The 15,035-nt window shown below is 35.1% G+C and carries 11 protein-coding genes; 7 read left to right on the top strand and 4 right to left on the bottom strand.

Translation table 11 applies throughout. From position 1 onward, the window contains the following. Positions 1 to 371: 371 nt before the first annotated feature. Together AAEO57_RS00300 and AAEO57_RS00295 are read left to right on the top strand one after the other, a co-directional pair. The gene (locus AAEO57_RS00300; RefSeq protein ID WP_341688320.1) at positions 372 to 830 is read left to right on the top strand and encodes a GNAT family N-acetyltransferase; all 459 of its coding nucleotides are present in this window, start codon (positions 372 to 374) and stop codon (positions 828 to 830) included. A gap of 1,423 nt (positions 831 to 2,253) precedes the next feature. After that, complete coding sequence (locus tag AAEO57_RS00295) at positions 2,254 to 3,747, top strand: DUF1254 domain-containing protein (protein WP_341688319.1); 1,494 nt, start codon at positions 2,254 to 2,256, stop codon at positions 3,745 to 3,747. A 759-nt stretch (positions 3,748 to 4,506) separates the two neighbouring features. Here the strand turns inward: AAEO57_RS00295 and AAEO57_RS00290 are convergent. The 4 genes from AAEO57_RS00290 to AAEO57_RS00275 form a co-directional block, all read right to left on the bottom strand. After that, positions 4,507 to 5,247: an SDR family NAD(P)-dependent oxidoreductase gene (locus tag AAEO57_RS00290; protein ID WP_341688318.1), complete on the bottom strand. Its 741-nt coding sequence runs from the start codon at positions 5,245 to 5,247 to the stop codon at positions 4,507 to 4,509. A gap of 46 nt (positions 5,248 to 5,293) precedes the next feature. Further along, positions 5,294 to 5,884, bottom strand: coding sequence for an NADPH-dependent F420 reductase (locus AAEO57_RS00285; RefSeq protein ID WP_341688317.1), 591 nt, complete (start codon positions 5,882 to 5,884; stop codon positions 5,294 to 5,296). Positions 5,885 to 5,908: 24 nt separating this feature from the next. After that, positions 5,909 to 6,238 carry a MoaF-related domain-containing protein gene (locus tag AAEO57_RS00280; RefSeq protein ID WP_341688316.1) on the bottom strand — a complete coding sequence of 110 codons (330 nt, stop codon included), beginning with the start codon at positions 6,236 to 6,238 and terminating at the stop codon, positions 5,909 to 5,911. An 838-nt stretch (positions 6,239 to 7,076) separates the two neighbouring features. After that, a complete protein-coding gene (locus tag AAEO57_RS00275) occupies positions 7,077 to 7,655 on the bottom strand; it encodes a Crp/Fnr family transcriptional regulator (RefSeq protein ID WP_341688314.1) in 579 nt (192 codons plus the stop codon). Positions 7,656 to 9,359: 1,704 nt separating this feature from the next. Here AAEO57_RS00275 and AAEO57_RS00270 point away from each other — a divergent pair. The 5 genes from AAEO57_RS00270 (at position 9,360) to AAEO57_RS00250 (ending at position 14,939) form a co-directional block, all read left to right on the top strand. After that, the gene (locus tag AAEO57_RS00270; RefSeq protein ID WP_341688313.1) at positions 9,360 to 10,187 is read left to right on the top strand and encodes a helix-turn-helix domain-containing protein; all 828 of its coding nucleotides are present in this window, start codon (positions 9,360 to 9,362) and stop codon (positions 10,185 to 10,187) included. A 449-nt stretch (positions 10,188 to 10,636) separates the two neighbouring features. Continuing rightward, a complete protein-coding gene (locus AAEO57_RS00265; RefSeq protein WP_341688311.1) occupies positions 10,637 to 12,352 on the top strand; it encodes a tetratricopeptide repeat protein in 1,716 nt (571 codons plus the stop codon). A 614-nt stretch (positions 12,353 to 12,966) separates the two neighbouring features. Continuing rightward, positions 12,967 to 13,440: a Dps family protein gene (locus AAEO57_RS00260; RefSeq protein WP_341688309.1), complete on the top strand. Its 474-nt coding sequence runs from the start codon at positions 12,967 to 12,969 to the stop codon at positions 13,438 to 13,440. A gap of 39 nt (positions 13,441 to 13,479) precedes the next feature. Beyond that, positions 13,480 to 13,893, top strand: coding sequence for a cupin domain-containing protein (locus AAEO57_RS00255; RefSeq protein ID WP_341688307.1), 414 nt, complete (start codon positions 13,480 to 13,482; stop codon positions 13,891 to 13,893). 224 nt (positions 13,894 to 14,117) lie between these two features. Further along, a complete protein-coding gene (locus tag AAEO57_RS00250) occupies positions 14,118 to 14,939 on the top strand; it encodes an alpha/beta fold hydrolase (RefSeq protein WP_341688305.1) in 822 nt (273 codons plus the stop codon). Positions 14,940 to 15,035 lie beyond the last annotated feature (96 nt).

The raw sequence follows: 15,035 nt of genomic DNA, 5'->3' as shown, positions 1-15,035 counted from the left end.
TTTATACTATAAACGGGGATATCATTATCGAAAAGATTAAATGATAAAATAAAAATGGCGCCAATTGTCTTCAATTGGCGCCATTTGGCGTTGTGACGTGGACAGGAAAAATTACAACATCATTTTTGGATGATTTGAAGAAATTGGCTTTCTATATGTAGTGTCTGTCTTCCATTGGCTATGTAAATTTGGTTTAGATGTCCTGTTGGGGATTGATTCAAAAATTGTAAAAACTCAATTAGTTTATTTCCGAATTGATAATCGAGTAGATAAGAAGCTTTATAGCAAGAATTGAAAAGTTAAATTAATCAAAGGTATTTTTTAGCTTTGTTTGTTCGTAATAACTCGCGAATACATATAATTTAAATAAAATGAATTTACAGTTTAATATTGCAGAGATGAGGCATCTTGTCGATATAGTTAAGCTTCTTGCAGAAGATAAATTGGGAACAACCAGAGAAAATTTCAAAGACCCCCTTCCAGAGACTTACATTAGTGCATTTATGAAAATAAGTAGTGATTCCTCACAAGAATTAATTGTTGTTGAGAACGAGAATAAGGAAGTAATTGGCACATTACAGTTAAGTTTTATTCAATACTTAACCTACCAAGGAGGAATTAGGGCTCAGAAAGAAGCTGTCCGTATAAGGGAAATTGATCGTGGAAAAGGATATGGGGTCTTACTCTTTCAATGGGCAATTAACAGGGCAAAAGAACGGGGAGCTCATCTTCTACAGCTTAGCAGTGATAAAAGAAGACCGGAAGCAATAAAATTTTATGAAAAATTAGGATTTGTTTCATCACATGAAGGAATGAAAATGCTTTTTTAGTTATTCCTTTGTCGTACTTGTATTAAAGATTGTACAGACGTGAATAAACGGAAACCGAAAAAAAACTATATCCTTAACGGGATTTCGAACCATCGTTCAGCTTCGATTAAATCTCTGATAGCGCCACTTTAAGACTGTTTATTTCAAACAGACTAAGAATTTCTTGTAAAAAAATCGAATCACAAATATTAGGCTGTAAAGGCTTGAAAAATCTACGTATTAGGGCATAAAAAAAGAGACAACTATTTGCTAGTTGTCTCCTTAAGTGAAGGGACAGGACAAATTACAAACCATTTTATGAATGATTTAAAGAAATTGGCTTACTTTCAAGTGAATTTGTAAGATAATTATTTTGATTTTTTATTTGGAAGCGGTTTGTATGTATTGTAAGGGTTAAAAGTTAAAAAATGTTAAAACATCTATATATTTATATTTTATTAAGATATAAAGGTTTAGAATAAAATTTTTGACAATAAAATTTATTACTTCCTGAAGAAAGTGAGCCAGTTTTTAGTAAAATTATATAATAATTCGTAGATTATTCAAATTAAAATTTGGTAAGGATACTAGTGTTTTCATATTGCTTTAATCCAATCAGAAACTAATTGAATTGGACATTTAATTTGCCTATTTTCTGGACGATAAAAAATATTTAATAAACTCATTAAATGTCGTTCGATTGAGGTTAAAAATTGATTTATTTCTATAAAATACTATACAATTCTACAACTATTATCGAGGATTTTGAAAGAATGTTTTATGTTAAGGTAAAATTGTCTTTCTATGGCTCTATAAATTACAATCTTGTATTTAAATAAATCTTTTTCATTTTTTTATGGTTTGATAAGTCTTCCCGATATTTTGTGTACATATGTGTAGTTGAATGGTTTGCTGAACTTATTTAATATTCTCATTAACATTTTGTAGCATGATAGTACCAAGTCCAGAGCAAAAATTGCCATGACTTGACATAAACAAAAACGATACTTGGACGAGAAGCTCTAGTTAATGTTGTTGATTTTTATACTTGTGCATAAAAGTGAATGTATTTTAAAAAAAATATTGTAGCTTTATACTGTATAATAATTTGAAATTGTTTATTTTTTAGTAGATTATGTAAGGTTTCGGCAATTTCAGATTTTAAGCACGCTAATATTCAGGAACAGATTTTGTATCAACGAGGAATAGAATCTGCCATTTGGTGCATGCTGGCAGTACATTTTCAACTAGCGGTTGATGCTTTTGCTAAAATCAACTGCACCTGAATCCGGCGAATCAAATTGAATTCCAACGGACCCTAAAGGGAAATTTAAAATTTTAGCCCGCTTTTAAGGCCCAACTCCAAAGCTGTATGATCAGAGGTGGAAACTAAATGACTTAGAAAAAATTAAATAAGCTATAGTTATTTTTTAAATTTTAAAAGATGAAAAACAAATTGATTTTAATCATTGTACTTCTTGCAATGACAGCCTGCAATCAGAATAAAAGTGATAAAAATGGAACATTCTCTTCTGCAGAAACTGATGCTGATGTTTCAGGCAAATTTTCGGATTCAGTACCGAATGGCCCCGATGTAAATGTAAAGATTACAGAATCTTATGCAAGACAGGTCGCAAGAGATGCCTATTTCTGGGCTTGGCCAATGGAAAACATTTACAACAGACGTCTTGCGTTCAAGCAGTCACCAAAAGTAGGTCTTATGAATGGCGTACTGCCATTTGCGCCATTAAATTCTTTGGCAATGTTGCATGATTATATTAAGCCTGAACAGCGCTGGGTTGCCTGTCCAAATCAGGATGTGGTTTACGGAGCTGCTATTGCCGCTCTTGATGAGACTCCCGTCGTGATACAGGTTCCGGATTTTGGCAAGCGTTTCTGGGTATATCAGGTGGTGGATCTTCGCACAGATGCTTTTGCCCAGCTTGGGAAGATGTATGGTACAAAACCAGGGTTTTACATGCTGGCGGGGCCTAACTGGAAAGGAGAGGTGCCTAAAGGAATCACTAAAGTATTTTACAGCAAAACAGGCACAGCCTTTATTGTACCTAGAGTTTTTCAGGATGATACGCCCTCAGATAAAAATGCAGTCCAGGCCATAATTAATTCTATTGATGTCTATGCTCTGGATAAATTTGACGGAAAAATGAAACAGCAGGACTGGAGTAGGCTTCCATCCTTAGGTTCGCCGACAAAAGATGGCGGATCTGAAGAAACGAAATGGGTCTTTCCAGATACCTTTTTCGATCAGCTTCCTATTGTATTGAAAGATGCTCCTCCATTGCCCGGCGAGGAAGCTCGTTACGCACAGGTACTGTCGGTGATCGAAGCAGCAAAGAAAGATCCTGCATTGAAAAAAGCGATGATTGATGAAGCCCATAAAGCGGACAAAGAACTGGTTGATCCATTACTGCAATTTCGCAACTGGGGAATACCTCTTCCAGGGAACTGGACTACTGCCGATAACTGTGCTGCTTTTGGAACGGATTATTTCACCCGTACAGCCATAGCAAAATCCAATATACTGGTGAATGCAGGTAAAGAAACAAAGTATTTTTATCAGGATCTCGATTCAAAAGGATCTCGACTGAATGGTTCTAAACAGTATACCCTGACATTTGCAAAAGGTAACCTTCCGCCTGTAGACGGCTTCTGGTCTCTTACACTTTATGACGAGCATCACTTTTTCTATCCCAATGTCATAAAACGCTATTCGGTTGGAACCAAAAACCGGGATTTAAAGTACAATGTCGATGGTTCCCTTACATTGTATGTGCAGCATGCGGAGCCGGAAGGGGACAAAAAAGCCAATTGGCTGCCAAGCCCTGCAGATGATTTCTGTTTATATTTCAGATGCTACGGCCCAAAGCAGTCCGTAATTAAAAATCAATGGACGCCTCCGTCTGTAGTAAAAATTTAATTTCAGTCAAAAAGAGAAAGTAAAGGAAAAAATTATTTTAAGTTGATTATATAGTAAAAATAAATAAAAAATGGTGCCAATTGTCTTCAATTGGCGCCATTTGGCGTTGTGACCTCGACGGGACAAATTACAACATCATTTTTGGATGATTTGAAGAAATTGGCTTACTACATGTAGGGTCTGTCTTCCATTGGCTTTATAATTTTGGTTTAGATGTCCTGAGTAGGATTGACGCAAAAATTTTGAAAACTCAATTGAGTCCTCGCATTAAACTAATATATAAATTTACAAAATTCATGGAGGATTCTAAAAGAATGTTTTAATTTAAGGTAGGATTGTCTTTTTTTGGCTGTATGGATTACAGTCTGTGATTTATATGAAAGATTTTTTGGAGCTTTTCCCGCTATTCGTTCCAATCTTTTATGCCGAACTCCAGCACAAAAGCATTTCCACTGCTATCTGGACTAAAAAGATAATTCTTAATTGTAAAATAGGCTCCACTGTTATCTAATATTAAAAACAAATTGAAACAATAGTGTTACAGAGCCGGTTTCTGTTCTGTTGCTGGTGTTCGAATCCTGTTAAATTATCAAAGGATAAGATGAATTCTAAAGCCAAAGATTGTGAGGGCAGATTTAATTTCACTATCTCCGTTGAATTATTAGAAAAACTTGTTTGCTTTTTTTGCATAAAGGCAATCCCCTTCAAAAAATTAAAATCCCTTTTCAAGCAATTCTGAAAAGGGATTTTAATTTTCAATTAGCTAGCAAAACCGCCATCGATATTCAAACTGGCTCCATTTATATAGCCTGTTTCCGGGCCAGAAAGATAAGAAACCAAACTGGCTATTTCTTGTGGCTGGCCATATCTTCCAACAGAAATATGGGTTTTTAGATAATCTGCAAATTCTCCTTCTTCAGGATTCATTTCGGTGTTAATCGGGCCAGGCTGAATATTGTTTATCGTAATTCCCAGTGGTCCAAAATCACGGGCTAATCCTCTTGTTAAACCCTGAATAGCTGCTTTACTCATAGCATAAACACCACCGCCTTGAAATGGCATTCTGTCTGCATTGATGCTTCCGATATTGATGATACGGCTGCCCTTTTTCATGTGCTTAACGGCAGCTTTGATAGCCACAAAAACGGCTCTGACATTAATGTCCATTGTTTTGTCAAAATTCTCCAAGGTAAACTCTTCAATTGGGGCCACAATACCAATTCCAGCATTGTTGACCAAAATATCAAGCTGTCCAAATTCTGCTACTGTCTTTTCAACGGCTGCAATGACTTCCTCGGGATTTTGATTGTTTGATTCGATAGCGAATGCTTTTCTTCCAGTTTTTTCAATCTCTTTAACCAATTCTTCTGCTTTTTCTTTATCAAAAACATAGGTAAAGGCTACGTTTGCTCCATCCGAAGCTAATCTTTTTACAATTCCGGCACCAATTCCGCGGCTGCCTCCGGTTACTAAAGCTGTTTTATTTATTAGTGTTGACATGATTTTAATGTTTTAAAGTGAATAAAAATTTATAATGATTTAAGAATTACATTTTGATTAAGTTAAGTGCTGGCAATGCTCCACCCGGAAACTGCTGTAACTTTCCGCCTTCGTTAAGGCGGCCCAAATCGATTCCTGCAAACCCGATGCGGTTGATAATGCCCGAAACAATATCTTTGGCATCGTCATAATTTCCTGAAAAGAATAATACTCTGTTCCCTCCGTTTTGAATAGGATTTGAAGCTAAAATTCCAGGCTGTAAGGTGTTGAAGGCTTTTACCAGTTTTGCTCCTGAAACCCATTCCTGTACGACTTCACTTGACGTTTTATTGCCCAAATCGGCTAATTTAAAGCCCGGTAAGATTGGGTTGGTTGGGTCGATTACAATTTTTCCTTCCCAGTTGATGTTTTGTGTTGCTTGCTCAATATGCTGCCATTGGAGAGCAAGGAAGATTACTTCGGCAGTAGCGGCTTCTTCAACGCTGCCTGCTTTTGCATTTCCACCCAATTGGGTTGCAATTTCTTTGAGCGATTCTGCTCCTCTGCTGTTACTGATTACTACGTCATAACCTGCGTCTGCTGATTGTTTGGCGAAAGCCTGTCCTATGGCTCCCGCACCGATGATTCCTATTTTCATGATATTAATGTTTAAAAATTAGTATTATTTAATGTATTTGATTGTTCCTTTGGTTTGATAAAATTTACCGTTAGGCATTGTTATATTGGTGTAAACCAATTCGTTTTCTAAATCTTGAACCTGACTGATGGCTGCTCCTGAAATTTCTTTCCAAGTGATTAAAAACAGATTTGTTCTCAGTTTTATAATCTTTGTTTTTGCTGTTTCGGTGTATCCGCTTTCAATTTTTTCGCCTCCGTCAATGATTGTAAATGTCATTTTGGATTCGGTTTCAAAAAACATTTGTAATGTGATGGAATTCATTTTTACTTCCAGTCTACTTTTTGAATACGCTTTGCTGTCAATTGTTTGCATGATTTCTTAGTTTGATTTTCTGTTACAAAGTTGCGACCGAAAGGGCATTCTGGACATTGATAAAAGGCAAATAAAACTCTTGACATTTATCAAGAAAACATAATTATTAGCTAGTTCAGCTTGTGCAATGAATGGTGTGCGGCTGGCTTTTAGGAATACCGGATTTTCTATGCCAGCATTTTTTGCCATCTTTTGCTATAACATGACGGCAATAGTGTTGTCTTGAATAGTCAATAAAACTGCTTTTTTGACCTTTGCAAATTTAGAGTGGCTGAGATTTATAGGTGTAGTAAGTGGCAATAAAGTTTTGGGTCGATAGTTGGGGCAATGTAATTGCCAATATGTTTAGGGTCATCGGCCGCAGAAACTTGTAGTACGCTTTGTTTTCCAATAACAAATGGGATCAGCATACGTTTGCATAGTAAGCATTAAGGGGGGCATCGCCACATGCTTGGAAGATTAATGATTGTAACTTCATTATTTTTTGATCTTAAAGCATTGGAAAATTTTTCCCGGTCTGCTGCTTTCGGGCATGCTCCATGCAAAATAACAATAGGGTTTTTTCTTCTGATGATTGGTGTTTGCTTGACGGCCTATAAATCTTGTCAAGGATAATACAGTGATTATAATTTTTGTCTTCATAATTATTGAGTATTTAATTGATGAAATCCCCTTGAAATTTCTGTTGCAAAGCAGCATCAGAAAGCACACCCAATCCATTGATTAAAGACAGATAAAACCCTCTGCATTTATCAAGATTTTAAAAAGAAGTAATGAATAAGCACTATACAGAAGAAAAAAACACTTGCCTCAATGGGTAAGTGTTCTTGAGTAGGTGTTATTTTTTTGCTATTTGATTACGTATTCGGCTTAGTGTTTCAGGAGAAATTCCTAAATAGGAAGCAATCATGTGTTGTGGAATTCGATTGGTAATATCAGGATACGTTTTTGTGAAATCGGCATATTTTTCTTCTGCAGAATAGCTGATGCTTGCATGAATTCTGTTTTGTGAAGCAATAAAACTACGTTCTAGCAATGATCTGGTAAACTCGCCAAACTTAGGAATTTCAATTTCCAAGCGATCAAAATCTGCTTTAGGGATGAGTACAATTTCAGCGTCTTCCAGAGCTTCAATATTAAATGCAGAGGGTAATCCGGAGTGATAGCTCTGTCTGTCTCCAGCCCACCAATTTTCGATGGAGAATTGCATGATATGTTCTGTTCCTTTTTCATCTACCCGATACGTACGCAAAACTCCTTTTGCAACAAATGCATTCTTTTGCCAAACATCGCCTTGCTGTAAAAGATACTGTCGTCTGCGAAGTTTTTTTATGGTGCAGACCCGGCTGAATGCATATGATTCTTCTTCACTTAGGATGAATTTGTCGCTCAGGTAATTTAAGAAAACATCTATCATTGATTATTGGGGATTTAATTGGACTTAACGATTTAGGGCAGTTGGCCGATTTTTGATTTTTTTGGACAAAAGCGCATCATTAGGCAAAATTAAGCAAATCGGGTTTATCTATGGCATTTTACGGCCGCTTTTTATTTCTGCACACCTTTTTGGTTTTTAGTACTTTACATGGATTGAATGAGTGTCTCAAATCGGTTTGCGGTTCTTGAGAAAAGTGTTCTCTCTGGAGTGGTCGAGGCTTTGCTGGTTTCGGTAAAAAACTGTTTTTTGTTTCCCCGGAAGAATATATCCCGCGGGGATACATAAGGGCTCTTTGCGGTTATTGCGCTAATGGCAGCGAATAATTTTGAAGTTTTATTTTTTTGGGAGCTTTTTCAGCGCTATGCTCTGAAATCTTTTGCAACGAACGCCACCGCGGAAGGATTTTCGCTGCTATCGGGGCTAGGGCAGAATAGAGGTTTTCTTGTTAATCCATGACAGTCCGATTTCCATTATATTCATCTGTCAAGTACAGAACTCAATGTCAATAAAATTATTCTGCATATTTTTAAAAAGCTGATCCATATCTTCTTTTAGGAATTTATATGTCCCGATTCTTATAATGCAAAATTTATCGACTTTAGTCGATTTAATTCTTTGCGCTGTCTTGACCGGCTCATCAATTTTAGAATATCATCAAATATAGATGTATACAAGCCTATAATTCCGATATTGAATTCAGAAACTTTTTGAGGAAGTTTAAAATTTTCAAAATTGCCTTTCGATTTTCCATCCTAAGAAGTTCAGAAACTGAACAAGCCCCGTTTAAGAACATTGCTCTCCTGCATATGGGATGATTAACTTGGAAAATATCCTGCAATTCTTGTAAATATGGATTATTTCATATTTTAAGTGTGATTGAAAAAATGAAACAAACGCAAAAATGATTCAAAGTTAATTCTGTCTAAGTGATATAAAAAAAAATGGCGCCAATTGTCTTCAATTGACGCCATTTGGCTTTGTGACAGGGACAGGACAAATTTCAACATCATTTATGGATGATTTGAAGAAATTGGCTTACTATATGTAATGTCTGTCTTTGATTGGCTTTGCAAATTTGGTTTAGATGTCCTGTTGGGGATTGATGCAAATAATATAAAAACTCAATTGGTTTTATGGCTGTGAACTAATATGCAATTCTAGAAATATTATGGAGGATTTTAAGAGAGTGGCTTATTTAAAGTAGAACGGTCTCTCTTTGACTCTTTATGTAATATAATTAGTCTACTGAAGGATACAGCCTTGAATTTTGATTTAGTAAAATATGGCAGTTCTAAAAAAGATCACGTTTATATAAAAATATGAAAGTTAAAAGACCTTTAAAATTCGCAGTATCTTTCTGTGGAGGAAAAAGGTCCGTTTAATTTTAAGATTAGAATAGTGAAAGTATGCTTTTTGGAATACAAGAATTTTCGATGTTGATGATTAATTGTCGCTAAAGGATTTACATCTGAAAGATTCCGTGCCTATTAGACAAATTTGCTTTTTATTATAGGTTAGCTTTTAATTTTAGTAATTTTTTATTGTGGGATAGCATTCAAATCTTTTCGGAATTCTTAAACTAAAGAACTTTTTTTATTTATTTATAATTTTATATTTGCGCCCTGATTCGAGTTTTTTCTTTTGATATGTTAAACCCCGTAACTGCTTTAAACCAAATATAAAATGCTCAAAGAATTCTCATACAAACAGTTTGGAAATCTTAGTTTTAGTCAACAATGCCTTGATGAAAGTACATTGATCAAAATTGACGATCACATAAAAGTTTTATTTTTACCAAAAGAAACCAAAGTTCATGTCGATTTTCAGGAGTTTCAAATCGAAACAGACTGCCTGCTTTTCATCAACCCAAAAGTTATAGTAAAGCCCGTGACCGGATTCGGAGGAGAAGTCTTACTCCATTTTAACCGTGATTTTTATTGTATCGAAATTCACGATCAGGAAGTCGCCTGTGACGGAATACTCTACAATAATGTTTTTGAAATTCCATTTATTAAATTAGATGAGAGCCAGTCGGCAGACATTCAGAATATAATTAATGAAATAAAATCTGAAATGGAAGATGAAGACTCAAATACAGAAGAAATGCTGCGGATATTATTAAAGCTTATCATTTTAAAATCAACAAGAATCTGGAAACAACAGCATCTTTTAGCTGAGAAGGACCAGCAGTCTGATGTTCAGTTCTTAAGGAAATTCAGCAAACTTGTCGAACAGCATTACAAAACACATCACACTGTTGCTGATTACGCCGAAATGTTGTTTATAACCCCTAAGAACCTTGGAAAAAAAATTGGCATGGTTAGCAAAGACACGCCAAATGACATCATAAAAAACAGAATTATCCTGGAAAGTAAACGATTGTTAGCACACACCGCCCTTACGGTAAAAGAAATAGCGTTCAGTTTAAACTATGACGATGATGCCTATTTCATCCGGTTTTTCACAAAAAACACAGGTATCTCTCCATTATCATTTAGAAAGCAATTTTAACATTAAGAAGCTCCATTTTTAAAGTATGATATCCCAATCATACTTTTTTATGTCTTAGAATTAGATTTCACGCTTTAAATTATTACGAATAGTAGCTTTTTAGCATTAAAAGGGAAAAAGTACAATTCAAAGGAAAAACATGATAAAATTTCCCTAATTGATCAACTTTGCAGTATCTAATCTAGACTAACGTTTAATTAAAAGCAAGACCTTATTTGAATTAACAATATTTAAAAAATGATTCAGAAATAGCAACAATTTAAAAATCAATATTGTCTAAATTCATAGTGATTATAAATTAAATATTTTACTGAAAAAGAAATAAAGCAACAACAAAAAGTAATTGGCTTAGCATTGAAAAACAAAGTATTATTACGTGTTTTATTATGTTAAAAGCTGTAGGTTTGCTTTTTTGTCACCAAAAGAAATACAATTATTAAAAATCATTTATGCAAAAGAAAGTTTTTTACAGAATTAACGATCATAATATTTTTACTACTGTAAAAAGTCCGAAATCAATATTTTTCACATTACTTTTTTGTCTGTTTTTTAATTTGAACAATTACGCACAAACGCTTGAAGATTGTATAAAAATCAAAGAATCGGGATTAGCTGCAATGGATAAGTTCGATTATGCGAAAGCTTTGAAAGATTTGACAAAGGCAAAATTGCTTGCCGAAAAGAACAATTGGTATCTTCAAATTTTTGAGACAAAGAATAAAATCGGAGTTGTTTACATGAATTTGTCTGATTATGGCGAAGCATTGAACTATTATTTAGAAGCCTATATTCTTGCAACACAGCACCTCGAATCAAATAAGGAATCAGCCATATTAAATAATATTGCCGTGCTTTATTGCCTGGAAAAAAAATACAAAAAAGCTCAGGAATATTATTTAAAAGCATACGATATAGCAAAAAAATTGGGAGATAAAAACAAGTTGGCTTTGTATGGTGTTAATTTAGGAAAAGTATCCAACTGGCTTAATGAACTAGATGTTGCTAGTGATTATTTGAATGAGGCAGCAGTGTTTGCTAAAGGTAATGAGCCTCTAGAACTTCAGGTGCAAGCGATGTTGGCTGAAAACCTTTTATGCAGAGGTGATTTTGAAGCAGGAAAGAAAATAGCATTCGATTTACAAGCTAAAAATAAAGAAAACAATTTTGAAAATAGAAATATTAATTCAACGATTCTTAATCTTTTAGCTAGGGCCTTTTTTTTGGAAAAAGATTATGACAAATGTGTTTACTATATCAATTTATGCTTGAAAGCAACAAGAGATCTGGAAGGTCGAATGAGACTGTATGATCAACTTTCTGATGTGTATGTGCTTCAGAAAAAAGACGGTAAGGCTTTAGCTGCATTGAGAATGATGGTTTCTACGAGAGATTCATTAGATAATATGACTCAGAAGAATGTTTACGAAACTAATAAAGTGAAATTTGATGTATTGAATTATAAAAACGATTTGAAGATATCGAGAGAAAAATCAAGATTTGAGCATAAAATATTTGGCGTCTTAATCGTCTTTTTTATTTTATTGCTCTTTTTTTTGTTTAGAATGCACAGAAATAGGATAATTAAACAAGAACAAAAGAAAATTATTATAGAGCGAGAGCAAAAAATCATTAACCTTGAACTTGAGAGTGAAAAGAGTAACAAGCGGATGCTGGAGCAACAGATAAAAGAGATTGAAAGTGAGGCACTTTTAGAGCAAGAACGTCTTAAAAACGAGATCGAACAAAAAAACAGAAAACTGTTGGCAAAAGCATTGTATCTCTCCGGGAGAAATGACATGATAGAGGAAGTTGTTAACTCCCTTTCAGAAATTCCAAATGTTTCTCACGATAATACGCTAAAGAGCCATATTAAGTCCTTAAAAGAACATTTGAAATCAAATTCAGAATGGGACAATTTTATCATTCATTTTGAAGAAGTCAATCAAGGATTTTTAAATTGTTTAAAAGAAAAACATCCGAACCTTACAGCTAATGACATTCGTTTTATATGTTACGTTTATATGAATTTGAGCTCCAAAGAGATTTGCTCAATCTTCAATATTACACAAGAGGCTTGCAGAAAGAGAAAGGAGCGAATTTTTAACAAAATGGAGATTGATAAAAGCATGTCATTTTATGAATACCTCTCTAGAATTAGTCGTTAAATATTAAAAGTCACATTTTTTCTTAACACCTGTCACGTTTTTTAGGCATTGAAATTCATTTTTATTTTTCAGTAATGTTCAATTTTGCTCCAACGTAAATGTCTTCGTATTCAAATTAGACAATTGCGATTTGAGAAAACTTAATTTAATAATGACTAAAAAGAGAATGAAAAAATTACATTATTGCTTCCCGTTTTGCTTTCAGCACAAGAATTTGTATCTCCATTTGACACAAAAGCAAAGATTGAATTATCAAACGCTTACCGATTAATCCTGAATCGATAGATATGACTTTCTAATAAGCTTTCTTTTTGCTTTTAACCATCTCTTTATTTGGTTATAACATCTATTTTTTAATGTACAGTACATTTTTTCAATTAACTGTTTGTGCTTTTTCAAACCAGAAGAAGTAGTTTATTACGCTTCAATGGAATGAAAATTTAGTTTTTCTGAAATTTTCATCAGTAAGATTTAGTCCATTTTTAAGGCGTAATCTAAATAACTACAATCTAGTATAAAAGGAAAAAAGTGCAATTCAAAGAGAAAAGCGTCCATTGTTGTGGGGAAGTATTTGCTGCAACTTTGCAATATCAAATTAACAAAAACAATTAATCATGACAACAGATATTGGAATTTCGGAAGAAAACAGAAAATCCGTAGCGAACATATTATCAAAAATACTGGCAGATGAATTTGTCCTTTTAGCCAAAACCAAACAGGCACACTGGAACGTAGAAGGAAATGATTTTTATGACAAGCATAAACTGTTTGACGAGCAGGCAGGGCAGATTGCAGAAACAATAGATAGCGTTGCTGAGCGCATCCGCACTTTGGGACATTTGGTTCCTGGGACTCTAAAAGCGTTTTTGGAACTGAGCCATCTTACAGAAAATGCTCCTGCTGAAAACGACAGCCAAAGTTTTATAAGCGAACTGCTCTCAGCGCATGAAGCTATAATCAATCATATAAGGTCAAACATCAATCTTTTTGCTAACGATTATGAGGATCTAGGAACCAGCGATTTCATCACGGGATTGATGCAGGAACACGAAAAAACAGCTTGGATTTTAAGGGCACATTTAAAATAGTAACAACAAGAAAAATAATTAAAAATAAAAAATAGACAGATGAGAACATATAAGAATTTATTATTAGGTGCAGCTGCATTGGCAGGACTGACTGCATTTTTAACTCCAGCGACCGCTTCTGCACAGCAGTCAGGAATTAGCCGCACTAATCTGCAGAGACATGACATTTCGGTTTCGGGATATGAAACTATTCAGGCCCGGATAGACTTTCAAGCACATTCCGCTTTTGGGATGCACAACCATCCGGGCGAGGAACTGATTTATGTGCTGGAAGGCACATTTGAATATCAGATTGAAGGAGAAAAACCCATTATTCTTAAAGCTGGCGACGTACTTTTTATTCCCAAAGGAAAAAATCATTCCGCAAAAAATGTAGGCAACGGTAAAGCTTCGGAGCTTGCCACCTACATTGTGGAGAAGAACAAGCCTCTTCTTGTATTGAAAAATAAATAATCCCAAGCAGAATTTGAGAGCCTGGCGCGCCAGAATTTGTACAAAACCTGAAACGGACAGCGGACTCATTCCGTGGCAAAGACAAGTACATGCTTCAAGAAATAATAAAATTTAAAGCATGGGGAAAAAAGTGCAGTTCAAAGAGAAAACCATCCATTGATGGGCGCCCGGATTAATCCCAACTTTGCCTTATCAAAACAGCAATAACATTTAAATATAAAAACATGAACAAGTTTACAGTAAAAGACGGAACAGAAATTTACTTCAAAGATTTAGGAGCAGGACAGCCAATTTTCTTTCACCACGGATGGCCGCTGTCATCTGACGACTGGGATGCCCAAATGATGTTTTTCCTTAATCAGGGTTACAGGGTAATCGCCCACGACAGAAGAGGCCATGGAAGATCTGCCCAAACATATAAAGGCAACGACATGGATACTTACGCGCAGGATGTGGCTGAACTGGTTGAGTTTTTGGATCTTAAAAATGCAATACATATCGGGCATTCAACTGGCGGCGGAGAGGCTTTGCGTTATGCGGCACAATATGGAAAAGGACGTGTGTCAAAAGTCGTTTTGATCAGTGCCATTACCCCTTATATGATTGCAGACGACAGAAATCCAAATGGTGTGCCATTGGCGGTGTTTGATGATATCCGACACAATACTTTACACAACAGACAGCAATTTTACCAAGACTTGACTGTTCCTTTTTATGGCTACAACCGTGAAGGTGCGAATGTAAAAAAAGGAATACAGGACAACTGGTGGAGACAGGGAATGATGGGCAGCATAAAAGCGCAATATGATTGTATTGAAGTTTTCTCTGAAACTGATTTTACTGAAGACCTTAAAAGTATTGATGTTCCAGTATTGGTTCAGCATGGTGACGACGACCAGATTGTGCCTTATGAAACAACTGCTGTAAAAGCGGCCGAGCTTTTGAAAAACGGAAAACTGATCATTTATCCTGGCTTCTCACACGGTATGCCGACTACTGAAGCTGAGACTATCAACAAAGACATTTTGGAATTTATCCAGTCATAAATCAAGAAAGGGAAAAAAGTGCAGTTCAAAGAGTAAACCATCCATTGTCCTTTCCTGCACTTTGCTCCAACTTTGCAACATCAAATAACAATAACC

It is taken from the genome of Flavobacterium calami (assembly GCF_038290035.1).
Classification (GTDB): domain Bacteria; phylum Bacteroidota; class Bacteroidia; order Flavobacteriales; family Flavobacteriaceae; genus Flavobacterium; species Flavobacterium calami.
Note: the sequence above shows the minus strand (reverse complement) of the source record. Positions and strands in the feature narration are given on the sequence as shown.

Bases quoted from the DNA above. Each gene is read 5' to 3' on its own strand.
- AAEO57_RS00300 (WP_341688320.1), top strand. From the start codon at position 372: ATGAATTTACAGTTTAATATTGCAGAGATGAGGCATCTTGTCGATATA.
- AAEO57_RS00295 (WP_341688319.1), top strand. From the start codon at position 2,254: ATGAAAAACAAATTGATTTTAATCATTGTACTTCTTGCAATGACAGCC.
- AAEO57_RS00290 (WP_341688318.1), bottom strand. From the start codon at position 5,247: ATGTCAACACTAATAAATAAAACAGCTTTAGTAACCGGAGGCAGCCGC.
- AAEO57_RS00285 (WP_341688317.1), bottom strand. From the start codon at position 5,884: ATGAAAATAGGAATCATCGGTGCGGGAGCCATAGGACAGGCTTTCGCC.
- AAEO57_RS00280 (WP_341688316.1), bottom strand. From the start codon at position 6,238: ATGCAAACAATTGACAGCAAAGCGTATTCAAAAAGTAGACTGGAAGTA.
- AAEO57_RS00275 (WP_341688314.1), bottom strand. From the start codon at position 7,655: ATGATAGATGTTTTCTTAAATTACCTGAGCGACAAATTCATCCTAAGT.
- AAEO57_RS00270 (WP_341688313.1), top strand. From the start codon at position 9,360: ATGCTCAAAGAATTCTCATACAAACAGTTTGGAAATCTTAGTTTTAGT.
- AAEO57_RS00265 (WP_341688311.1), top strand. From the start codon at position 10,637: ATGCAAAAGAAAGTTTTTTACAGAATTAACGATCATAATATTTTTACT.
- AAEO57_RS00260 (WP_341688309.1), top strand. From the start codon at position 12,967: ATGACAACAGATATTGGAATTTCGGAAGAAAACAGAAAATCCGTAGCG.
- AAEO57_RS00255 (WP_341688307.1), top strand. From the start codon at position 13,480: ATGAGAACATATAAGAATTTATTATTAGGTGCAGCTGCATTGGCAGGA.
- AAEO57_RS00250 (WP_341688305.1), top strand. From the start codon at position 14,118: ATGAACAAGTTTACAGTAAAAGACGGAACAGAAATTTACTTCAAAGAT.